Below are 21820 nucleotides of genomic sequence, written 5' to 3'. Positions count from 1 at the left end.
AGTGCGTTTTTTTATGGAGAATATTTATGCGAGGGCGGTTCTGCTAGCAAATATAACGAATCATTCTAAGTGGCTGACTCTGGCGTTAAATCCATTCGGTACTGAAAGCGGTCTGGGTGATATAAGGCCGACAAATAATCCACTAAGTTTTCGTTCTCATCATAAGAGCGACGGGTCAAACTCAAAAGTGGAAAGCCTGGCTCAACTCCTAGCTCTTTTGCTACTTCAGGGGTAGCGGCAGAAGCACTTAAAATCTGCTTCACGTGCTTAAGCTCAATGCCATTTTTACGAAAGATTTCCAGCCGGGTGGTCGACTCTAAGCTGGCTTTTTCATTAAATTTGTTTAGCCCTTTGCTCCAGCTTACGTAATAGCCAAAGGCTTCATGTAAACGGCTTCGTACTCGGGTCATTTTCAATAAGGTTTCACCTTCAACCAGTGCAAACTCTTCTGCAATATCTGCTGGAGGGCGGGCAGTTGTGAGTTCAACCACTCTGGCTTCTGAATGTTGACCCATAAATTCCAGTTCTTGCAACATGCCTACTAATGGTGCTTTCACAGGCTTAGGCTGATATTTGTGGGTCACATGGGTGCCTTTGGCTCGGCGTCTTGCTACTAAGCCTTCAGCGGCAAGTTCATCAAGGGCGCGTTTAGCTGTGATGCGTGAAATGCTAAACGCCTGTGACAAGCCCAATTCAGTGGGTAACTGAGAGCCATCTTCTAAACTACCGTTTAGGATGTTTTGCTTAAGTAAGCTGTAAAGCTGGAAGTAAAGGGGTGTAGGAGACTCTTCATTTAACTTGGTTTGATTTAGCGAAGCGAATTGAGAATCGAATGACATGGGTTATCCATCTCCAATAAATATTTTGGCGGTGTAAGAAAATGATATATCAATATAACAAGGTAACATAAATCTACCGGTTAGTCTCTTGTCAATGCGAAGGTGAATGTTTTGTTGTCAGTTTAAAATTAATACTGTAATGTCCTAATGATAGAACAATAGGTTTATCTGGCGACCAGCAGATAAACCTAACATAGATTAAAAAATTGTCAGGAGAAGGCTTTGAATACCAAGACGCAACCTCAGCAAGATATGTTAACTGCCATGATTTCAATCTTAGGCAAAGACAACGTGCTAACCGATGATTACAGCACCAGTTTGTACGCACAAGACGTATTCACCAAAGATTTACCTGCTGCGGTTGTTGTGAGTCCGGGCGATAAACACGAATTAAGCGAAATGCTAAAAATAGCGACGGAATTTGAGATGGACGTAGTGCCCCGTGGCGGCGGTATGTCATACACGAAAGGCTATGTGCCCGCCAAGCCACAAAGCGTTATGGTTGATCTTGGTCGCATGAACCGCGTTCTTGAGATAAATACTCAAGATATGTACGTCACGGTTGAGAGTGGCTGTACCTGGAAGAAATTACACGAAGCACTAAAAGGGAAAGGGGTACGCACGCCATACTGGGGCACATTGTCAGGCAGTAAAGCCACGATAGGGGGTGGATTATCACAGAATTCTATTTTTTGGGGCTCAGGTCAATTTGGCACTGCGGTTGACTCGGTTATTGGGCTCGAAGTGGCGTTAGCGGATGGCACATTAGTCACTACTGGCTCAGGGGCGCAAATCAACGGCAGTCCGTTCTTTCGTCATTACGGCCCAGACTTAACCGGTATTTTCACTTGCGATAACGGCGCCTTAGGGTTTAAAGCCACTGCAACTTTTCGATTAATACCTGAGTTACCTGCAAAAGGATTTTTAGCATTTGACTTTAAACAAGGGGACGACTGCATAGCTGCCATGAGCGAAATTTCGCGCCAAGGATTGGCCATGGAGTGTTTTGGCTTTGACCCTTTTTTGCAAGCCCTTCGCTTAAAACGAGAAAGCTTAGCCAAAGACGTAAAAGCACTGGCTGGCGTGATGAAGTCATCGGGTTCACTTTTAGGGGCGCTTAAAGACGGCGCTAAGTTGGCGATGGCCGGGCGAGGCTACATGAAAGATGTAGGCTACTCTGTTCAAATCATCGTTGAGGATCGTATTGACGCCGCCGTTGATGCCCGCATGAATGATATACGGGCGATTGCCAAGCAATTTAATGGGAATGAGATTGAAAATAGCATTCCAAAAATCACTCGTTCGAACCCCTTTGGGCCAGTCAATAATATGCTTGGACCAGAAGGTGAGCGCTGGGTGCCTGTGCATGGTCTCTTTCCACATTCTAAGATCAAACAAGCACATGATGGGGTAGAGGCCATTTTTGCCAGCCACGCCGCAGACATTGAAAAGTTTGATATTGGGGTTGGCTACTTGTTTGCCGTGGTGGCGAATAACTGCTTTGTACTAGAGCCAGTATTCTTTTGGCCTGATGCCTACACAGAAATCCACGAGAAAAGTGTTGAGCCAGATTATTTGGCTAAAGTCGGTAAGCATGACGAGAACTTACCTGCCAGGGCAAAAGTACATCAAATTCGTACTGAGTTAAGCACTTTCTTTAAAGAACTAGGGGGCGTGCATTTACAAATAGGCAAAACCTATCAGTTTAAAGAGGGCCTGCAGCCTGATACTTATAAATTGATACAAGGCATCAAAGCCATGGTCGACCCAGATGGGCGGGTAAACCCTGAAACATTGGGCTTAGGATAAGGTTTATGAATAACTCACCTGTGTTAAAACACTATGTCACTTTGGGCACCGATAACCCTTGGCAATTGCATTATCGCAGTCAAGGGGAGGATCATTTGCCAGTGGTCGTATTGCTGCATGCATCGCCTATGTCGTCAGCTATTATGCAGCCGATCATGAACACCTTATCGGACTCGTTTAAGGTCATAGCACTGGATACCCCAGGTTATGGCCAATCAGATCCCTTGCCGCAAACACAAGACGGCGAAGGCGATGCGCTAAATAACAGCCTTGAGCCAAATAACAGCCCTGAGCCACATGTCGGCCTTGCGCCCTATGTGCGGGCATTAAACGAATTTATCAATACGTTAGGACTGAAGCAGCCGCTGCTGTATGGCTCTGCCACGGGAGCACAAATTGCCATCGAGTATGCTAAAGCCCATCCCGCAAGCATAAAGGGCATGGTGCTTGAAAATTCCGCTTGGTTTAAAGACGATGAACGCAGCGCGATTTTAGAGCAGTATTTCCCTGATATACGCCCGCAAAAAGATGGCTCTCATTTGGCATTAGTCTGGAAGATGTCGAGTCAGTTATTTCACTACTTCCCGTGGTTTGATACCTCAGAAAATGCCCGTGTTGGCCATGCAGACATGCCTGCTCAGGTTATTCAAGACACCCTAATGGGGTATTTAACTGCAGGTGAAAATTATCATTTGGCCTATCGAGCGGCGTTTATGAACGAGCGCCCAGAGCAGCTACAACCAGTTACTGTGCCTACTCATATTTTGCGCTGGCCTAGCAGTTTATTGAAACAATACGTAGACAGGCTAGATGACGTCGAGCTGCCAGAAAATATTCAAATGCGCTTTGCTCAAGCAGGCATAGACGATCGATTTAGTGTGCTTAAGCAATCCATGCTTAGCCTTAGCAATACATCGGGTGAATAACATATGGGCAGAACGTTATTTGAAAAAATTTGGCAACATCACTTGGTAGAAGAGTTAGATGATGGCGCGGCCTTAATCTACATCGACCGAGTATTTTTACATGAGCGCACAGGCTCTATCGCTCTGAAAAGCTTAGAAGCTGATAACCGACAAGTGGTGTCTCCAGAGCATGTATTTTGCACCATGGATCATATTGTTGACACAGTGGTGGGACGAGACGATAACACCAAGGTGCCCAGTGGTAAGAACTTTATTCTGGCCACGCGTGAAGCCTGCATTGATGCCAACATAAAGCTGTTTGATGTGAACGACCCGCAGCAAGGAATTGTACACGTGGTATCGCCAGAGCTGGGTATAGTGCAACCGGGCGCAACCTTAGTGTGCCCTGACAGCCATACTTGCTCTCAAGGGGCGCTCGGCGCACTCGCGTGGGGTATCGGTTCAAGTGAAGCAGAGCATGCGCTGGCAACCAAAACCCTGCGAGTGAGTAAGCCTAAAACCATGAAGGTTAACTTTAATGGCGAGTTGGGTTTTGGGGTCAGTGCTAAAGACATGATTTTGCACTTGATTGGCGCATACAGCGCTGCGGGCGGGGCAGGGTATGTGATTGAGTTTGCCGGCAGTGCGGTTGAAGCCCTTGATATAGAAGGTCGCTTAACCCTGTGTAATATGGCCGTAGAGTTCTCAGCATTTAGCGGTTTGGTTGCCCCAGATGAAAAAGCGATTGCCTACTTAAAAGGGCGTGAATACGCCCCCAAAGGTGATTTATGGCAACAGGCTGTTGCGTTCTGGCAGTCGTTGTTCAGCGATGAGCAAGCACAGTTTGATAAAACGATTGAGATTGATTGTGCGGATATCAGCCCAACGATTACGTGGGGCAACAGCCCTCAGCATGCTTGTTCAGTGAATTCCCTTGTGCCCAGCGCCCAAGCGGGAGCTACTCAAAATCAACTTAAAGCCTTTTATCGAGCATACGAATACATGGACTTGCAACCGGGCACTGCGCTGAAAGGCTTGCCCATTGGCGCTGCATTTATTGGTTCGTGTACCAATAGCCGAATATCAGACTTACGCTTGGCGGCCAAGGTTCTAAAAGGACGGAAGGTAGCGGATAACGTGAACGCTATTTGTGTGCCTGGCTCAACCACCGTTAAGCGCCAAGCGGAAGCAGAAGGACTTGATAAAATATTTATAGAAGCTGGCTTTGAATGGCGCGAGGCGGGTTGCTCCATGTGTTTCTTCGCGGGTGGTGAAAGTTTTGGCTATCGCCAGCGGGTTGTGACTAGCACCAATCGTAATTTTGAAAGCAGGCAAGGGCCCGAAACCCGCTCGCACCTTGCGAGCCCTGCGACGGTTGCAGCCTCTGCTATTGCAGGTTGTATTGCTGATGTTAGAGAGTATTTGTAATGGATAAATTCACGGTTCATCAGGGCGTAGCGGCCCCTATGCTACAAATTAATATCGATACCGATGCAATTATCCCCTCGCGGGAAATGAAGCTGGTATCAAAGCAGGGTTTAGGCGAGGGCTTGTTTGCTGGTTGGCGCTACACCTTACCCAATGGTCGTGAGCCCAGCGCTGATTTTGTACTCAATCAAGCGCAATATAAAAACACCAGTATTTTACTCGCTGGGGACAATTTCGGTTGTGGCTCGTCAAGAGAGCACGCGGTGTGGGCGTTAAAAGAATTCGGGATCAAAGCGGTCATAGCCCCAGGATTCGGTTCAATTTTTTATCATAATTGCATCAGAAATGGCATTTTGCCTGTGGTACTTAGCAATGATGAAGTACTCGCGCTAGCCAGCCATGTTGATAAAGACCCGCAAGCTTGCAAGGTTAATATCAACTTACTTGAATGCTATGTAAGTGCGTTTAACACAGACCATCAAAGCACAGAGCTTGAGGCAACTGATTCAGTAAATGAAACGCTGCGTTTTAGCTTTTCAATTTTACCTGCCCAGCAGACGATGTTACTCGAAGGGTTAGATGGCATTGCATTAACGTTGAAATCAAAGTCAAACATAGCGAGTTTCAAACAGGCCTACCAGCAACAGTATCCATGGCTGGCCTGATATAGGATTACTGAGTAACTCTATTCAGTAGCACATCAAAAAACAGAGCTAAATAGCTCTGTTTTTGTGACGTTACTTTTACGCCCTTAATGTTGTTCTTTTATTTGGGGGTTCTTATCTGTGCTCTTTTATGACAAACGACTCGCATGCATTGTTTTAGCAAAGCAGGTGTTGTAATAACCGCAGGTTACGATATTCAGTCACTGCGGCTTTAGGTTTTGTTCTTCAGTATCGGATTTAGATGCTAAAGTCGCGCATGAAACGCGACTCACTATAACCGCTTAAGCGCGCACCACACCAAGGGCAAGTAATTTCTTAATATCCTCATCACTGAAACCCGCGTCTTTTAAAGTAGCTACTGAATTACCTTTGTCAGTAGGAATGTCGTGCCGCAGAGGCATGCGTTCACTGTTCATTTCCAGGGGTAACGCTGGCAGTTTGGTTTTAACTCCATCTGGCAGGGTGACATCAACCAATCCGCCCGCATTTAAGTGAGGGTCGTCAAATAAATCTGACGGTTTATTAATAGGGGCGAAAGGCAATCCGGATTTTTCTAATTTCGCCATAAGTTCAGTTTTACTGAGTGTGGCAAACACCGCATTTATTACCGATAAAATACGCTCACGTTGTGCCACACGACCGTTGTTCAGGGCAAGGGTTTGATCCAGTGCGAACTCTTTTAAGTCAAACGCGTCACAAAAAATGCGCCACTGGGTATCGCTCACCACCCCAATAAAAACCTGTTCATTATTCGCACAATGAAATGTATCGTAAATGGCCCAAGCCGAGCGGCGCACTGACATGGGGGGCGGTGCTTCGCCTGTTACGGCCTGTTGTGCCATGTGTTGGCCGACCATAAACGCGGTGGTTTCGTACAATGAGCAAGTCACATTTTTACCTTCATGGGTATGATGGCGCTCTTCAAGGGCGGCTAAAATACCAATGACACCAAACATACCGCCAGTAATATCGATTACTGATGAGCCCGCGCGCATGGGTTTATCGGGCAGACCTGTCATGTACGCTAAGCCGCCCATCATCTGGGTGACTTCATCTAGCGCGGTGCGATGGGCATAAGGGCCACTTAAAAAGCCTTTAAGCGAACAGTAGATCAGGCGTGGGTTAATTGTTTTTAGTTGCTCATAGCCAAGGCCTAATTTGTCCATTGCGCCGGGACGAAAATTCTCAAGTAAAATGTCAGCTTCTTTGAGTAATGATAGAGCGACGTCTTTTCCTTCGGCAGATTTTATGTCCAAGCACACGCTCTGTTTATTGCGGTTGTACATGGAAAAATACCCCGCACCTGAGCCTTTCAAACGTCGTGTGTTGTCGCCGCCTATTGGCTCAACTTTAATTACTTGCGCACCCAAGTCGGCCAAAATAACTCCTGCGGTAGGCCCCATAACCATGTGCGTAAACTCAACTACTTTAATGCCCGATAGCGGCAATCGTCTTGAATTTGGCATAACTGAATTTGTCATCGTTAGTATTCCCAGATTTATTGATAACGCACTATGTCTTTTTCAAGAAGGCGTACTTCATTGAAAAAAAAGACTACTTTTTGTCTCTATGATATAATATTATAACAATAGAGTTTGAATGTAAAAGTAGCAGATTAACATTTGTCAATTTCGCTGCACCAACGCGATGCAGAACCATTGCAAAAGAGCATCTAAGCAACGTATTTTAATTTCGCTTGTTCTACTTTTTGCTTTGCTTCTTACCTTGGTGCGTTAGAGCGTAAGAAGCTTACATAGGAAAGTAGGATCTCATTATTCAACCTTGGTGCTTTTAAGCCTTATCAGTTCAAGGTTCAAAATTGGAAAACATATGGCAACGTTTGATATCGAAATCAGTGAAGTGGGGCCAAGAGATGGCCTGCAAAGTATTAGCACTATTATGCCAACGGCTGACAAACTTGCCTGGATTGACGCGCTAGCGGCAGCTGGCGTACCTGAAATTGAAGTCGGCTCGTTTGTACCAGCGAAAGTGCTTCCTCAACTTGCGGATACCGCTGAGGTGGCCAAATATGCGCGGGAAATCGCTGGCCTGTCTGTTGCGGTATTAGTCCCCAATTTTCGCGGTGCACAAAATGCAATTGAGGTAAGGCCGACCAAAATGAGCATTCCTTTATCGGTCAGCGAAACTCATAGCTTGCGTAACGTAAATCGTAACCATCAACAAGTGCTTGAAGAGGTTCAACGTATTGCTGATCTGGTGAAAAGCTTACCGATAGATCAACGCCCGAAATTTGAAGGGGGGCTGTCTACCGCATTTGGCTGTACCATCGAAGGGGTTGTGAGCGAAGATAAGGTGGTGGAGTTAGCCGTTGCTTTGATGGAAGCAGGATGTGATGAAGTTGGGTTATCAGACACCACAGGCTACGCCAATCCAGCGCAAGTAAAGCGCTTAGTGAAAAAGGTATGGGCGGCAGTAGGTAAAGAAAATCTCACAGGAATTCATTTACACAACACGCGCGGGCAGGGGCTAGCAAATGCATTAGCGGCGGTTGAAGTGGGAATTACCACAGTCGATTCATCCATGGGCGGCATTGGTGGTTGCCCGGCAGCGCCTGGTGCTAGCGGTAATATTGTCACCGAAGATTTAGTCTTTATGCTAGAAGCCATGGGGCTGAAAACCGGTATCGATTTTGATGCACTCTTCGCTGCCCGCAAAATATTGGCTAACGCTTTACCCAACGAGCCACTTTACGGTTTCACTCCTGATGCAGGCCTTCCAAAGGGCTTTAAACGTGCGCTTTAAACACAAGAAAATCCAAACTGGAGATTAGCCTTATGTCACGTTTATCAGCCTTATCGATTAGCGAAGTGCCCAGCGATATTAACGCCATCATGTCGGCAGGTGAGGACATCATGGGCTTTACCCCTAATGACGGTTTGATCATGGCGCGCAACCCTGAAATGCTTAAAGCGTTTTTAGGGTTAGTACAGTCAATTTACCAACCAAGCGCTTTAGATAATGACTTGAAAAAGTTACTTGGCTTAATGACCAGCAGTGCTAGCGGTTGTCAGTACTGTCAGGCGCATACTCAATATGGCGCATTGAAACATGGCATTACGGAACAAAAAATCGCTGCCATTTGGGAATACCAAACCAGTGATTTATTCAGCCCTGCGGAGCGTGAAGCACTCGATATTGCGCGCAATGCTGCTTTGGTGCCAAATGCAGTGACCGACGAACAGTTTGAACGGCTTAAATCGCATTTTAGCGAAGTGCAGATAGTAGAAATAGTTGGCGTGATTTCATTGTTCGGCTTTTTGAATCGCTGGAATGCCACGTTTAAAACAGATATTGAAGCGGCTCCAGCGATGGCCAGCGCAAAATTTACTAGCGTTGTTTAACACGATAAATAATAGCGCGAGCATAGTTCTTGAAATTAGGTCACTCGAATAATAATTACCGTTGTGTCACGGTGAAAATAATGGGGGAATTAAATGCAGTTAATCAATCTTGACCATTCACCGTATGCCACGCGAGTGCGCATATTAATCCGTAAAAAGCAGTTAGATATTGCTCCAGTGGCACCAAATTTAGCGCTAAAAACGCCGGAATTCTTAGCTGCTTATCCTCTGGGTAAAATTCCTCTGTTAGCTTTAGATGATGGACAATACTTGCCAGAATCCATCGCTATTATGGAGTACTTAGAGGATGCATTTCCGCAGCGCTCCCTTAGACCTGATATGCCCTTGGAAGCAGCAAGATCCCGAGTCATGGCCAGTTTTACCGATACTCATTTAGCGCCTGCGCTATTGCCGTATTTTAAAGCCATGATGCTGCCGGAATTTACCTTCGATCAAAGTGCCCAATACGACATAGTGAGAGTCACATTAGAAAAACTCGACCAATGGCTTAAGGCAAATGTTGGTTTAAAAGGCCATGCGTTGACCATGGGGGATATTGTACTCGCACCCACCTTCTGGTGGGTCAATGTCACAGTGGGTGCAAATGCAAAGAATCAGATAACCGACGGATTGGATAACTTAAATCAATGGTGGGATTGGGTATGCAGTGACGCGGACGTTAAACAAGGTATTAGCGAAATGGCTAGTGCTTTTGCCGCCTTTCAAAGTCAACGGTCGTAATGCGGCTGTTTATTAAAATTTCAAAATCGGATAAACAAAGATGAAAGATAATATGCAGGTGCAACTCGCATCCACCCCTGAATCACAACCCTTACCAGAGCATTTCTCTTTAGTAAAAGGCGATATGCCACAGGCGGGCGAAAACCAAGTCCTGTGCGAAACCATGTATTTGTCGCTAGACCCATACATGCGCAGTCAAATCGCCGGGCGTCATATGTCAGGCTCAGTTAACCCGGGCGATGTTATGCGCGGTGAAACCGTGAGTAAAGTGATTGAATCAAACCATGCTAATTTCAACGTGGGTGATGTGGTGCGCTGTTTTGGCGGTTGGCAAAATTATTCAGTGCATGACGGTGACACTATTTTTAAAGTCAAAAAAGAAATAGATAACCCTTCTTATGCCTTGTCAGCCCTTGGAATGCCGGGGTTAACGGCTTACGCTGGAATGGTTTGGCAAGCACAACCGAAAGCGGGCGATGTGGTGGTTATTCCTGCCGCGATAGGTGGCGTGGGTTCTGTAGCCGGGCAGTTAGCCAAAATTTACGGCTGCACCGTGATTGGTATCGCGGGTACTGATGAAAAGTGCGATTACGCGGTGAAAAATCTAGGTTATGACGCCTGCATCAACCGTAAAAAAGGCGACTTGGGGGAGCAACTGGATAAGCTGTGTCCCAACGGAGTCGACATTTTCTTTGATTTAGTCGGCGGGGATATGCTTAACACAGTGTCTGAACGTCTCGCCGTTGGTGCCAGAGTGATTTTATGCGGGCTCATGGCTGACTACAACAAGACTACCCGCAGCATGGGACCGCCGCCAGCGATGTGGATCAAAGCGCGAGCCATTGTTTATGGCCTTGTGGTATATGATTTTGAGCCACGCCGCGATGAGTTTGTCGATGCCTGTGTTAAGTACATCAAAGAGGGGAAGTTGATTGTACGCGAAGATGTAGCACAAGGTTTAGAGGCTGCGCCAGACGCCTTCTGTCGTCTTATGCGCGGTGAAAACATGGGTAAAGCGGTAGTGAAGATTTAGCTGTTTATCACTCAAAGCTAAAAGCAAAAAATTGAGTGAATGGGTAAGGCAAAGACACACAACCATTCACTCACATTAGCTTCATTATCTCTAAATTTAAAACGGGAGCTGATTTCAGCTCCCGTTTTTTAATGTTAATAGTGCTAATAGAACTTATCGAACTTTGTAGTTAGCACGCTTGCGCATTGCGATAAATGCAAATCCAGCGAATAAAATGCCCAAAGCGCTAGGCTCAGGTACTGCATTGGGGTTATTAACTGTGATGCGTGCACTGTTAAAGTCAACATCTGTAATCTCATTGCCGTCTTGATCGCCGAGTAACACGTAATCTAAGGCCACCGAGCTGCTACCATAGTTTGTGCCGGTAAACTCGATAGTGAACAGTAGAAATTCACTGGCTTGGTTGTCAATCAAGTATTGCGCATCTTCTAGAGAGGCTTCGAGAACGACATGTAGGTCTGCACCAAATGAGAAATCGTTTTGAAAACTAAACCCTAGCTCAGTACCGAAAATGATATTGCTTACCGACAAAATAGAGTCGTTGAAAGCAACCTCAAAATCATACACGCCTAAATACTGATCAGTCGCAAAATCAGAAATGGATACATCAATGCTAGCGGTATCACCGAGCTCAATGGTTTGTGAACTTGGCGTCATAGTGATTAACGCGGCATTTGCAGATTGTGCCATAAGACCTAGTGCAATTAGGGCATAGCAAGCGTACTTAATTTTATTTAACATGTTTCATTCCTCTTGAGTTAACCTTCTTTAATTTTTAAAGCAGCAATTCCTACAGAACAGCGCAACGATTTTGCGAACATTGAACGGCGCATTGTCTGAAGTCCAACATGTTGATAACGCCATTAGCATCATTGTCGCGCAGATCCCCAGGTAAAGCGGTCATGTTGCGGGCTGCACGGATCATCATTAGATCATCCATGTCTACATTCATATCGCCGTCTATATCACAAGCCATGGCTTCATCATCTGTAAACACGATCTCTAATGCGCAGCTATTACCGGCTCCATCGATTCCTTCAATGCTCGCTGAACCAGGCTGGGAGCCATCGATTCTTGATGCATTCACGTTGACACTGCCATCGCCTGCGGCAAATGGGCTTACTGATACACTGACGTTGGTTGAAGACAATGTATTGACGAAAAATACTCCAGTATCGGCATCTAACACCCCGTTATTGTTGGCATCTTCGCCTGGATCTAACTGGCCGTTATTATTGAGATCTTCATCATTGGTATTGTCACTCACGCTGCCACTGGCCATATCGCCATTCATGGTCACAGAGCACACTGGTGGGAATGGGTCACCTTGAGAGTTAATAAAGCCAAATAAGGCACCACCTGGATAAATATACGAATCAAATCCATTGTATCCCTCGACTGTAATGCCGTGCGGATTAAGAGACGAAGTCGTGTGAGTACCTTGGGTTAATTCAATCACTGCAGAGGAAAACGGTATATCGTCAAAGGGGGTGAAGTCGCCAGCGGGCACCGGAACCCCATCAAGTAAGAGCGAACCTACATCAGTATTGGCGGCAATGATGGTGGCAAAATTTTGCACAAATTGCGAATCACCTACAGTCGAAAATGTATAGTCAGTTAAGTATTGCTCTGATGGGATCATATTACCCATTGCAGGGTCGCCTAGTGTTGCACCAGGGGAACTCTGTCCCGGCATATATTGGGTAACGAAGATAGGGTTATCGCCGCTAAACGACAGGTTGCCAGTGAGCAGTGGCGTTTCAATGAACTCGCCGCGATTAATCGCACCTTGAAATATGCCATTTATCTCAACTGACGTATTGTCTTCAGATGCCACTATTCGGTAAATAGTGCCCGATGGGCGATTAGGTAGGTTTGTAGCTGAGGCGGTTAAACCCCATGATTGAACGGGTTGCGCTACTTCGTATATGTGGTCGCATGCTGTTGCAGTATCTGGAACGTGAGTGCAACCGTTGCCGTTAACAAGGCCAATAGGTCTGCTAGCATCAATTAATGTGCCCATGAGTGAGCCATTAGCTCCAGAAGTCGTGGATGAACGCCCGTAATAAACTTCGCCTCTATTAAGTGTTACATCGAAAGGCGTGTTTGCACCATGGCCAACCATGTCGTTATTCGGTGTTACGGTAACAATTGTGTTATTTTGAGAGGCGTATACGGCAAACTGCGAACCTCTAAAACGCGGATTGTACGTAGAAACGATATATTGTGTATTCATCGTATCGACAGGCAAACCCAAAGCAGCATCAGAACTTTGCGCTCTTCTGTTAACTGTATAAACCACAAACTCTTCGGTGGCTTCCGCGTGGATAGCGTTATCCTGAATAGTGTTCGGCTCCGCGTTTGAGATTGCTGTGATTGGGATCGAAACAACAGTCACAGTACCTGGTAATACATTTTCGACGGTCGTAAAGGTAGGACTGTTCATCGGGTAGTTTATGGTAACTTGAGTAGCAGTGTCCCCGGTTAGATGAATTTCAACATCACCCGAGCTATCGAAGTTTGGCGTAAAAGCCAAAATAAATTCTGTTCCTTTGTTGTCAATTTGTTGGGCGTTTGTTTGCAGCGCACTAACGCCGAGTAACCAAGCACACAGTACGAGCAAGGTCTTTAGTTGGGGGGGATGATTTAGTATATTTAGGCAACGCATAATTAATTATCCTTAATTATTTTATCGTATTGATTGTGAGTATTTAAATTTTCAGGGCGGCGTCCTAGAACATCTAACTACTGAAACAACATACAACTAAAACATCAAAGATATGGTCTGCCGAACCGTACAGCTCAACTCCAACTTAGCACAATTCAAGCCATGAAAAATTTGCAAGCTGAATCAAAGGCTTAGGTATTAATTCTCGATAGGTAAAAATTTTTTTTGTAAAGTAAATTGACAGTAAAAAAACCTTAATCCCGTTAATAACCTCTCTATTGGTGTGTTTATTTGCCCGGGAATTGCATGGACGCTCGATGCCTTAAAGCACTTTTTCGCTGTGCCATTCGCCAATTTATTACTAAAAGTCATAAGGTTGCCATTCGATTAAGATTGCAAAGTTTCATGTTTAACGCTCCTCATGACACGCCAGCACAGCGCTAAGCAAAGTAGATTATTTAATTGTATATTTTTACGTCAATCGTGATTTTTACAGCGAAAAGTTCTTAAAGAAGTTCTGAGTACATTTAATTGTTCTATCAAGAAACACGGCTTTACGTGTATTTAATCTACCTCTGATGACAGGGTGTAATGTCGAACTATATATTTTATACATACAAAACAGATGGTTAACATCTATCGTCGCTGTTTGTTCTTTAACCATTTTACGTCTTGACTTTGCTCATTGTTATAATAATATGTCATTAGGCTCATGACGCATTAAAATAATATAAAGGGGACATCTATGAGTAAGTCTATAAAGAAAAGGTACCTTGCAACTGTAATTGCAGCTGTTTTTGTAACGTCGATTTCACCTGCGTTGGCTCAAGTTGCCCCAGAAGAGGAAAATTCGGTTTCAGCCAGTAGCGCTGCTGCAAAAGGTAATGGGCTGGAAAAAATCGTGGTTACTGCTCAAAGACGTGCTCAGTCGATTCAAGAAGTCCCCGTAGCGGTCACCTCTATTGGCGCTGCGGATTTAGAACTTAAACAAGTCACCAATGTATTGGACTTACAATACGAAATTCCTAATATCAGCCTGGCAACTAACACCGGGACTGCCAGCGGCGCACGTATCTTTTTGCGTGGGGTAGGGGAAGATGAATCTCGTGTTTCAGCCGACCCTGCAGTAGGCGTATATGTTGATGGCGTATACGTTGGTCGCCAAGTGGGGGCTTTATTTGACTTAGTGGATTTAGAGCGGGTGGAAGTGTTGCGTGGCCCTCAAGGGACCTTGTACGGACGTAACTCTAACGGTGGTGCAATTAAGCTGATCAGTAAAGCCCCTGAGCTAAACGAGAGTTATGGTTTAGTGAAAGCCACGGTGGGCAGTGATGGCCGTTTAGACGGTCGCTTTACCGGAAACGTTGGTTTGTCAGATACCGCAGCTATTCGCGCTACCGTGCTAAGTAAGTCTCGTGATGGCTTTCACACAGTGAATCCAAACGGTGACTTTGCCGACCAAGCTGGAACGGAAGCCGGTGAGAAAGACACCAAGGCATTTCGTATCGCCTTGTATAATGAATTTAACGAAGACTGGAATATGAATCTCGCCTTTGATTACACCAAAGATGATTCTGATCCAGTGCCAGATACCGTCGCACTAGCCAATGATGCGGATAACAATTTGTTCACCATCGAGCCCGTGCCTGGAGTGACCTGTTCAGCAGCTACGCCAGCTGCATTTTTGAGCTTAGGGTGTTTCAATGATTATCGCAGTGAAGTGGAAACCAGTGGTTTATCATTAAATGTACAAGGTCAAATTGGTGAGTATGACATTAGCTTTTTGACTGGTTATCGCCAGATGGAAGATGATTTATCAAGTCGCATCGGCTTTCCTTACAGCCAACAGACCGACCAAGACCAATTCAGCCAAGAGGTCACCTTAACATCCAATTACGAAGGGGCATTTAACTTCGTCACTGGTGTTTATTACTTCACAGAAGACGTGCAAATGGATTCAATATTTGTCTTCCCTTCCGAGTTAGGTGTTGAAACCGAAGCGTACGCTGCATTCTTGCAAACCACTTACGAATTTAATGAAACATTAACCCTGACCACAGGTATCCGTTACACCGACGAAACCAAAGAGATCGATGCGTTAATGCCTGTTAGCGGCGGTAATCGAAATGAAGAGCTTGATTTTAGCAATACCACTTACAACATAGCGCTTAACAATCAGTTCACTAAAGATGTGATGGGGTATGTGTCTTACTCAACTGGCTTTAAGAGTGGTGGTTGGTCACCGGATTGCTTCGGTGTTGAGACGGCATGCTTTTTACCGGTTGATGAAGAAGAGCTAGATGCGTTTGAAGTTGGTGTGCGTAGTGACTTGTTGGATAACCGCCTGCGTTTAAACGCAACCTATTTCTACAACAATTACGATAACTTGCAAATCGCTTCAACTGTACCTGGGTTAGGCTTCACCCGCTTTAATGTGGATGAAACCAAAATCAGTGGTATCGAACTAGAGGCGCTGTTTGAAGTAACTGACAGTCTTACTGTCAATGTAACCTTCGGCACCATCGACGGTGAATACAAAGAGTTGACGCTCGCTCAAGCGGGCGGTTTAACCAATAACGGTTCAAGCCCTGGTTGTAATGGTGAGGTATCCATTGAGTGCGCCAAAGCATTAGAGCTTAAAAATGCCCCTGATTATAAAGGTACCATCGGGTTTACCCACAGAATGCCAATTGCTGAAGGGTTGCTGACCAGCCGTATTGATTTCTCCTTTGAAGATGATTCATACAGTTTGGTAGCAAATGCACCCGCCCACGCTCTAACAACTGTCGGTACCATCATCAATGCGCGCATTGCTTATGAGCCCGACAGTGAGAAATGGGCAGTCGCCTTATGGGGTAAAAACCTAAGTGACGAAGTATATTCACGTGCCGCTGCTGCGGGGGATTTCACCCAATACGTAGCGGACCCACTTACTTGGGGTGCTGATTTTGAATATAGATTCTAATACGTTATTAGCCCTTGTTAACTAAAACACGGTAAGCCCTTGGTATAAGGGCTTTTTTACAGCTATTGAACTAGCGTTGCGGAGTCATAATGCATAACACTAAGGTCACGCGGCACTTCATGGACGGAGAGTTCGGCCAACTTCATTATCGCATGGCAGGTGAAGCATCAGCAAAGCCGACTATTGTTTGTTTGCATATGGTGCCTAAGTCCAGCCGTTCATATCAGCATGTTTTACCTTTACTCGCCCGGGATAGGCTCGGGATTGCGATCGATTACCCGGGTTACGGTGAGTCCTCGCCACCTTTTGAAGAATCTCAAGCGAGCATCGATTGTTATGCCCAAGCGGTTTGGCAAGTGCTGAGCAAGTTGAATATTACTAACGTCGATTTTGTCGGTTATCACACCGGCTGCATGGTGTCGGTACGTGCGGCCCAATTGCAACCCCAGTGGGTGAACAAGGTCATTAACATCGCCGCCCCAGTATTTCTTGAAAGCGAAGTACAGACATTTTGCGATATGTTTGCGCCTATTCCCCTTGATGAAGAAGGTACACGTTTTCGCATTATGTGGGAGCGTGTCATTCATTACCGCGGCCCAGGTATGTCCTTAGAAATGTGCGCTGATTCCATGGCAGAAAATCTGCGCGGTGGCGAAGCCTATGAGTGGGGGCACATGGCTGCTTTTCACCATGCAGCGCAATATATAGAAGATATTAAAACTCTGCCTCATCGCTTATTCGTGATGAATTTAAATGATGATATGCTAGTTCAAAGTGAACGAGTTGATGCTTACTTGAAAAACGGTTTTCGCAAAGATTATTTTCAATGGGGGACAGGCTTTTTAGATGCGTTTCCTGAGCAAGTCGCGGCTGAGTGGTTGGCATTCTTTGATGCTGAGCTTTCTATGCTTAGCACTTGCTGAATAGCATGTGCAGCGCAATGGCAGTTTGGGTAGTTTTGTTCATACAACACAGCAAAACATCACAACGTGAACATTTAAACGATACATCGCTAATCACTATCTAGCGTTAACACTAAGAGACAAAATGATGACATCAATATTAAAGCAGCTCATGCCAGCCGTACTAGAGCACGCTGGTGTTTGGCAAGGGACTTACCGGCACATTGATACGCAAGGCAATACTCTCGATTTTCACCAAAGTCAGGTGGAATGTGTATTCCCAGAAACTGGCCCCATTGTTTATGTACAGCGCAATAAATTTAGCTGGGATGACGGCCGCGTTTTCAACGTCGCGTTTGACGGGATAATTCAAAACAACAAAATTTACTGGGACACAGACACCTTCAAAGGTTATGGCTGGGTTGCTAGCCCGAATATATTTTTACTTGAGCTTGAGCGTAAAGATGAGCCCGGCGCTTGGTTTTACGAAAGTATCGTGATGGGCGCAGACAAAAAACACCGAGCCAGAACCTGGCACTGGTTTAAAGAAGGGGTGTGTTTCAAGCGCACGCTGTGCGATGAGCATTTAGTCTTGCCGAGCGTTTAGTTGCCAGTCAAAAAGCGATAACTGAAACGCCAAATGGGGGAGTTGTTCCTTCATTTGGCGCTTAATATCTAATATCGAACAGGAGTTATAGGCAAGCAGATTTAGTATCGGGTAGTTAAACTTCAAGCCCACTAAACCGCTGGGCGCTCAACGAGTTCAATTAACTCACCCGATGGTCCTTTGACTAACATAACCTGTGACGAGGGATAGTATGCATTTTGAATCTGGGAAACTGGCAAATTTAATTGCTTAGCGGCAAATGCAATATCGTCCACCATGCAGGTGATCATCGCGATACCAGAGGGTAAAGACCCTGCGTTCAGCACACTGGGTTGAGCGTCTGGCACTTGGTCAATTTCAAATAAGCAATTACCACCCAGTTGCAGTGTCGCCACCGGATATTGGTGTTCTATATCAATGCCCCATGCGTTTTTTAACACAGTGACCTTGGTATCAAATTTGATGCCTGTTACTTGGTTTAGCGCTTCATAAAAGGCCAGACTCACATCACGATTTTGGGTACACAGCACAGGGATAAACAAGCTACCAGTGCGAGCTTTGGTCATAGGTAATTCGAAAGGCGGCACGGGTTTGTCGATTTGGGTGATGTAACTCACCTCATCGCAGGGGCCAATGACTTGCATTGCTTTTATGGCGTCACTTATTTGCAAATACGCTGGCTCGCCGATGACTTTAAAGACAGTGGTATCGATTTCAGCGCGTATCACGTCAACATCAGCTACGTTCACTTCTAGGGCCATCCAGCCTTGGGTTTTAAGAGGCGTCGTTGCGGCGCAGGTTCTATCTTCAACAATGCGCAGCCAAGCATCACCATTGGCGGCGGCTAAAATATGTATGGGGTTGTTTAACAGTTTTGGGGCACCCCACAGATCGCAAAGTGCTTGGGTGACTACCTCTTCACGTATCAGGGTATAACCCATGCCAGACTGATACGAATGGCTGGCAAATTTAAGGTGCGGCGCTAATAACGTAGCGCCAACGACTGGGCCTAAAAGGGCTTCGCTCATAGGGTTTTCTCGGTTAGATTGCTAAATGGCAATTTAAAATTGCACTGAATAGATGATAATTTGGCGTAACCTAACGCACAACGCAACCATCCACTTAACTGACGCCGGAGCTTATTGATTTATGTCAACAGTCACCTTGAATATAAAGGGAAAAGTCGCTTATTTAAGCCTCAACAGAGCAGAAAAATACAACGCGTTAACTCAGACTATGTGGCAGGCCATCGGGGATGCTTGTGATACGTTAGCGCAAGAGCGTTCGATTCGGGTATTGGTGTTAAGTGCACAAGGTGACAAAGCGTTCTGCGCCGGTGCAGACATACAAGAATTACACAGCATGTTGAGCAACCCAGATGCATTTGCTGCTAGCAATGAAATAGTGCAAGTAGCCCAACAAAAACTTGCTGCGTTACCTTTTGCAACGATTGCGCAAATCAATGGTGTGTGCGTGGGCGGCGGCATGGGCTTGGCCATGTGTTGTGATTTTCGCATTGCCGTTAACAGTGCAAGCTTTGCGATTACCCCTTCTAAATTAGGGTTGTTATACAGTTTGGCGGATACCCAGCGCTTAGTGGATTTAGTCGGCTTACCGCGAGCCAAAGAGCTGCTGTACCTAGGCAAAAAAATTGATGCAAGCACGGCTGCCAGTTGGGCATTGGTGACCGACGTGGTCGAGCGTGAAGTGCTCAATACGGCCACTGACACTTTAATAGCACAGATATTGAGCGTGAGCGGCTACTCGATTAGCGGCACCAAACGATCACTAGCCTTTCTTTGCGAAGCAAACGCACAAGCCTCGAATAACAAAGCTGCGATAAAGCAGTTATTTGATGATGCGTTTCACGGTGAAGATTTCAAAGAAGGGGCAGCGGCCTTTACCGAAAAACGCCCTGCGAGGTTTCGATAATGGCTGACATTTATTTTGACGAGAGCTTTACCCAGTGCACTCAGCAGGACGGGTTTTCTGCTCACATGGGCCCGTTTTATGAAAAGAGCATTAATGGGGTGGTACATCGAGCGCTAAAAGTAGAAGCTCATCATCTTAATCCCGAAGGGGTAGTACATGGTGGCGTGACGTTAGCCTTTGCGGATTATGCCATTTACCGTGGTATTGGCGATGAAATAGGTCACGATATTCGTTTTGCGACCATCTCACTCAACAGCAATTTGATTGCAGCAGGCAAGCAAGGAGACGTACTGTATGGTATAGGCAATGTAGTGCGTAAAACCCGCAGTGTGATATTTGCCGAGGGGCGAATATTTACCAATAAAAACATTATTTTACAAGCCACAGGGGTGTGGAAGATCATAGGTGCAAATTGATAATTCTCAATGCGCTAAAAGCCCATTCAACTAGTCTAAGTAAGGTCAAAAATAAGAGAACGGAACACATGAAAAAACTCAAACTGGCATCATTATTTCTGCTAGCAAGTGCGTCTTTTAGCAGTGCATTTGCGGCCACAAAAATTGATTTGAATACCCCCGAGGGCGCAAATACTGCGATGCGCAAAATACAATGTTCAACCATTGACGATAAGCCGGTCTTTTACTGGTGGAAAGGTAAGGTTTTCTCCCGCCGTCAAGGTGAAGTTGACAAGCATATTTTTAACGTTGAAGGTATGAACGTACGCACTTGTGGTACGGTTGATGGCGGTAAAAAAGGCAAAGCTTACCGCTTAGTTACGCGCGAAATTCTACTCTACACAGACAAGAATACTGGCCAACCACTGGATACATGGGAAAACCCGTGGACCAACGAAGTGGTTGATGTGCATCACGTGCTAAATGATCCCGTCAATCAGCCCCCTAGTTTTCCACGTAACGAAGATGGCACAGCGCCGCCCTGGAAACAAAAATTCGGTGGTGACATCAGCGGTGACTATTGGTGGATGACCTTCCCAGTGCCGCTTTTCTATCACAATGACCTAGGCGGCGAATATCAGAAAGAAGTCGGCGGTGTGTATCATGCCTCTGAGCTATTTAACTTCTCAGGCGACTTAGAAAGCTTAACCAGCAGCGAAAAAGATACAGCTGATGTCCATGTAGGTTGGGTACGAATTTCAGATTGGCTGCCCTTTATGATGATGAGTGGGCGTGAGGGCTCTGTCTACATTCACACCGCTGGTCGCAAAGTACACAGTTTTGACGATATGGGTAACGTAATGAAAACCTTTATCAACGAACATGCGCCAAAATACAAAACACCGCCGCCAACAGACGATGACCGCCCAAATGAAACCAGTTGGACGGGCTATAAAAAAGTAGTGAAAGGTGAGAAGTTTAAGCGCCAACGAGCACAATAATAAGCTGTAATTTAAAAAGTAGTAACGAAGTTTAGAAAGGTTAGCCTCAGGGCTAGCCTTTTTTTGATTGATTTTCACCTTGGGGAGCAGCACGTTTTAGCTTAGCTGCAGACTATCAGGCATCAGCTAACTCAATGCTTATGCGGGTAGGGGGCGCTAAATTTAACAGGACATATATGGACGCTCCCCTGTCGTCAAGGCAATATCTACCTTCACAAATTTAACAGGACACCCATCTTTAGACAATTTAACAGTACACCCATCTTTAGATACTTACACAATTTAACAGGACATCCATCTTTAGATACTTATCAATTTAACAGGACATCCATCTTTAGACAATTTAACAGGACATCCATCTTTAGATACTTATAAAAAACTCTCCTGCTTATAGGGGAAACTACCCTAAACAAGCATCAAGGTACTTTTCATCTGAACGATTAGGGATTTCTACTTGAATACTAAGCGTGGAAGGAGAGAATCCAGCGCAAGGTCAATTTTCAGGCAAGGGAGTAGGCTACAATATATGCATGATATGCAATGTTCGAAATTGATTTATGCGCGCTTT

General features: G+C 45.5%; 19 protein-coding genes. 14 read left to right on the top strand and 5 right to left on the bottom strand.

Annotation, left to right across the window (positions count from 1 at the left end; translation table 11 throughout):
* Positions 1–65: 65 nt before the first annotated feature.
* Positions 66–839, bottom strand: coding sequence for a GntR family transcriptional regulator (locus GMES_RS20100; protein WP_006994655.1), 774 nt, complete (start codon positions 837–839; stop codon positions 66–68).
* A 222-nt stretch (positions 840–1061) separates the two neighbouring features.
* Here GMES_RS20100 and GMES_RS20095 point away from each other — a divergent pair, with 222 nt between their 5' ends.
* From GMES_RS20095 to leuD, 4 genes are read left to right on the top strand one after another with little or no spacing between them, the layout of a single operon-like run.
* Positions 1062–2648 (top strand): FAD-binding oxidoreductase, encoded by a 1587-nt coding sequence (locus tag GMES_RS20095; protein WP_006994654.1) that lies wholly within the window; start codon positions 1062–1064, stop codon positions 2646–2648.
* A gap of 5 nt (positions 2649–2653) precedes the next feature.
* Positions 2654–3574 carry an alpha/beta fold hydrolase gene (locus GMES_RS20090; RefSeq protein WP_006994653.1) on the top strand — a complete coding sequence of 307 codons (921 nt, stop codon included), beginning with the start codon at positions 2654–2656 and terminating at the stop codon, positions 3572–3574.
* Between the two features lie 3 nt (positions 3575–3577).
* A complete protein-coding gene (gene leuC / locus GMES_RS20085) occupies positions 3578–4981 on the top strand; it encodes a 3-isopropylmalate dehydratase large subunit (protein ID WP_006994652.1) in 1404 nt (467 codons plus the stop codon).
* Positions 4981–5646 (top strand): 3-isopropylmalate dehydratase small subunit, encoded by a 666-nt coding sequence (gene leuD, locus GMES_RS20080; RefSeq protein WP_006994651.1) that lies wholly within the window; start codon positions 4981–4983, stop codon positions 5644–5646. Before leuC ends, leuD begins: the two co-directional genes overlap by 1 nt.
* 281 nt (positions 5647–5927) lie before the next feature.
* Here the strand turns inward: leuD and GMES_RS20075 are convergent, their stop codons facing one another.
* Entirely contained in the window at positions 5928–7127 is a 1200-nt protein-coding gene (locus GMES_RS20075) for a CaiB/BaiF CoA transferase family protein (protein ID WP_006994650.1), read from the bottom strand.
* A gap of 349 nt (positions 7128–7476) precedes the next feature.
* Here GMES_RS20075 and GMES_RS20070 point away from each other — a divergent pair, with 349 nt between their 5' ends.
* From GMES_RS20070 to GMES_RS20055, 4 genes are all read left to right on the top strand, one after another.
* Complete coding sequence (locus GMES_RS20070; RefSeq protein WP_006994649.1) at positions 7477–8409, top strand: hydroxymethylglutaryl-CoA lyase; 933 nt, start codon at positions 7477–7479, stop codon at positions 8407–8409.
* Positions 8410–8441: 32 nt separating this feature from the next.
* Entirely contained in the window at positions 8442–9008 is a 567-nt protein-coding gene (locus GMES_RS20065) for a carboxymuconolactone decarboxylase family protein (RefSeq protein ID WP_006994648.1), read from the top strand.
* A gap of 93 nt (positions 9009–9101) precedes the next feature.
* On the top strand, positions 9102–9749 hold the full coding sequence (locus GMES_RS20060; protein ID WP_006994647.1) for a glutathione S-transferase family protein: 648 nt from the start codon (positions 9102–9104) through the stop codon (positions 9747–9749).
* 40 nt (positions 9750–9789) lie between these two features.
* The gene (locus GMES_RS20055) at positions 9790–10782 is read left to right on the top strand and encodes an NADP-dependent oxidoreductase (protein WP_006994646.1); all 993 of its coding nucleotides are present in this window, start codon (positions 9790–9792) and stop codon (positions 10780–10782) included.
* A 153-nt stretch (positions 10783–10935) separates the two neighbouring features.
* On the opposite strand, the gene GMES_RS20050 is transcribed toward GMES_RS20055, so the two are convergent.
* Together GMES_RS20050 and GMES_RS20045 are read right to left on the bottom strand one after the other, a co-directional pair.
* On the bottom strand, positions 10936–11523 hold the full coding sequence (locus GMES_RS20050) for a PEP-CTERM sorting domain-containing protein (RefSeq protein WP_006994645.1): 588 nt from the start codon (positions 11521–11523) through the stop codon (positions 10936–10938).
* 49 nt (positions 11524–11572) lie between these two features.
* Complete coding sequence (locus GMES_RS20045) at positions 11573–13450, bottom strand: hypothetical protein (RefSeq protein WP_006994644.1); 1878 nt, start codon at positions 13448–13450, stop codon at positions 11573–11575.
* Between the two features lie 745 nt (positions 13451–14195).
* Between GMES_RS20045 and GMES_RS20040 the strand changes: the two genes are divergently transcribed.
* From GMES_RS20040 to GMES_RS20030, 3 genes are all read left to right on the top strand, one after another.
* Positions 14196–16415: a TonB-dependent receptor gene (locus GMES_RS20040; protein ID WP_006994642.1), complete on the top strand. Its 2220-nt coding sequence runs from the start codon at positions 14196–14198 to the stop codon at positions 16413–16415.
* Between the two features lie 89 nt (positions 16416–16504).
* Positions 16505–17338 (top strand): alpha/beta fold hydrolase, encoded by an 834-nt coding sequence (locus GMES_RS20035; protein ID WP_006994641.1) that lies wholly within the window; start codon positions 16505–16507, stop codon positions 17336–17338.
* A 124-nt stretch (positions 17339–17462) separates the two neighbouring features.
* Positions 17463–17924, top strand: a complete 462-nt coding sequence (locus GMES_RS20030) for a hypothetical protein (RefSeq protein ID WP_006994640.1) — start codon at positions 17463–17465, stop codon at positions 17922–17924.
* A gap of 131 nt (positions 17925–18055) precedes the next feature.
* On the opposite strand, the gene GMES_RS20025 is transcribed toward GMES_RS20030, so the two are convergent.
* Positions 18056–18952, bottom strand: a complete 897-nt coding sequence (locus GMES_RS20025) for a VOC family protein (protein WP_006994639.1) — start codon at positions 18950–18952, stop codon at positions 18056–18058.
* Positions 18953–19073: 121 nt separating this feature from the next.
* Between GMES_RS20025 and GMES_RS20020 the strand changes: the two genes are divergently transcribed.
* From GMES_RS20020 to GMES_RS20010, 3 genes are all read left to right on the top strand, one after another.
* Positions 19074–19856, top strand: a complete 783-nt coding sequence (locus tag GMES_RS20020) for an enoyl-CoA hydratase/isomerase family protein (protein ID WP_006994638.1) — start codon at positions 19074–19076, stop codon at positions 19854–19856.
* Positions 19856–20272, top strand: a complete 417-nt coding sequence (locus GMES_RS20015; RefSeq protein ID WP_006994637.1) for a PaaI family thioesterase — start codon at positions 19856–19858, stop codon at positions 20270–20272. Before GMES_RS20020 ends, GMES_RS20015 begins: the two co-directional genes overlap by 1 nt.
* Positions 20273–20340: 68 nt before the next feature.
* Positions 20341–21252 carry a DUF1838 family protein gene (locus tag GMES_RS20010; protein ID WP_006994636.1) on the top strand — a complete coding sequence of 304 codons (912 nt, stop codon included), beginning with the start codon at positions 20341–20343 and terminating at the stop codon, positions 21250–21252.
* Positions 21253–21820 lie beyond the last annotated feature (568 nt).

It is taken from the genome of Paraglaciecola mesophila KMM 241, from assembly GCF_000315015.1.
GTDB lineage: Bacteria > Pseudomonadota > Gammaproteobacteria > Enterobacterales > Alteromonadaceae > Paraglaciecola > Paraglaciecola mesophila.
This window is presented reverse-complemented; position numbering and strand designations above follow the sequence as displayed.

Coding starts and splice junctions, on each gene's coding strand:
- GMES_RS20065 (WP_006994648.1), top strand. CDS start 8,442: ATGTCACGTTTATCAGCCTTATCGATTAGCGAAGTGCCCAGCGATATT.
- GMES_RS20090 (WP_006994653.1), top strand. CDS start 2,654: ATGAATAACTCACCTGTGTTAAAACACTATGTCACTTTGGGCACCGAT.
- GMES_RS20070 (WP_006994649.1), top strand. CDS start 7,477: ATGGCAACGTTTGATATCGAAATCAGTGAAGTGGGGCCAAGAGATGGC.
- leuC (WP_006994652.1), top strand. CDS start 3,578: ATGGGCAGAACGTTATTTGAAAAAATTTGGCAACATCACTTGGTAGAA.
- GMES_RS20045 (WP_006994644.1), bottom strand. CDS start 13,450: ATGCGTTGCCTAAATATACTAAATCATCCCCCCCAACTAAAGACCTTG.
- GMES_RS20015 (WP_006994637.1), top strand. CDS start 19,856: ATGGCTGACATTTATTTTGACGAGAGCTTTACCCAGTGCACTCAGCAG.
- GMES_RS20050 (WP_006994645.1), bottom strand. CDS start 11,523: ATGTTAAATAAAATTAAGTACGCTTGCTATGCCCTAATTGCACTAGGT.
- GMES_RS20055 (WP_006994646.1), top strand. CDS start 9,790: ATGAAAGATAATATGCAGGTGCAACTCGCATCCACCCCTGAATCACAA.
- GMES_RS20020 (WP_006994638.1), top strand. CDS start 19,074: ATGTCAACAGTCACCTTGAATATAAAGGGAAAAGTCGCTTATTTAAGC.
- GMES_RS20040 (WP_006994642.1), top strand. CDS start 14,196: ATGAGTAAGTCTATAAAGAAAAGGTACCTTGCAACTGTAATTGCAGCT.
- GMES_RS20030 (WP_006994640.1), top strand. CDS start 17,463: ATGATGACATCAATATTAAAGCAGCTCATGCCAGCCGTACTAGAGCAC.
- GMES_RS20060 (WP_006994647.1), top strand. CDS start 9,102: ATGCAGTTAATCAATCTTGACCATTCACCGTATGCCACGCGAGTGCGC.
- GMES_RS20075 (WP_006994650.1), bottom strand. CDS start 7,127: ATGACAAATTCAGTTATGCCAAATTCAAGACGATTGCCGCTATCGGGC.
- GMES_RS20035 (WP_006994641.1), top strand. CDS start 16,505: ATGCATAACACTAAGGTCACGCGGCACTTCATGGACGGAGAGTTCGGC.
- GMES_RS20100 (WP_006994655.1), bottom strand. CDS start 839: ATGTCATTCGATTCTCAATTCGCTTCGCTAAATCAAACCAAGTTAAAT.
- leuD (WP_006994651.1), top strand. CDS start 4,981: ATGGATAAATTCACGGTTCATCAGGGCGTAGCGGCCCCTATGCTACAA.
- GMES_RS20010 (WP_006994636.1), top strand. CDS start 20,341: ATGAAAAAACTCAAACTGGCATCATTATTTCTGCTAGCAAGTGCGTCT.
- GMES_RS20025 (WP_006994639.1), bottom strand. CDS start 18,952: ATGAGCGAAGCCCTTTTAGGCCCAGTCGTTGGCGCTACGTTATTAGCG.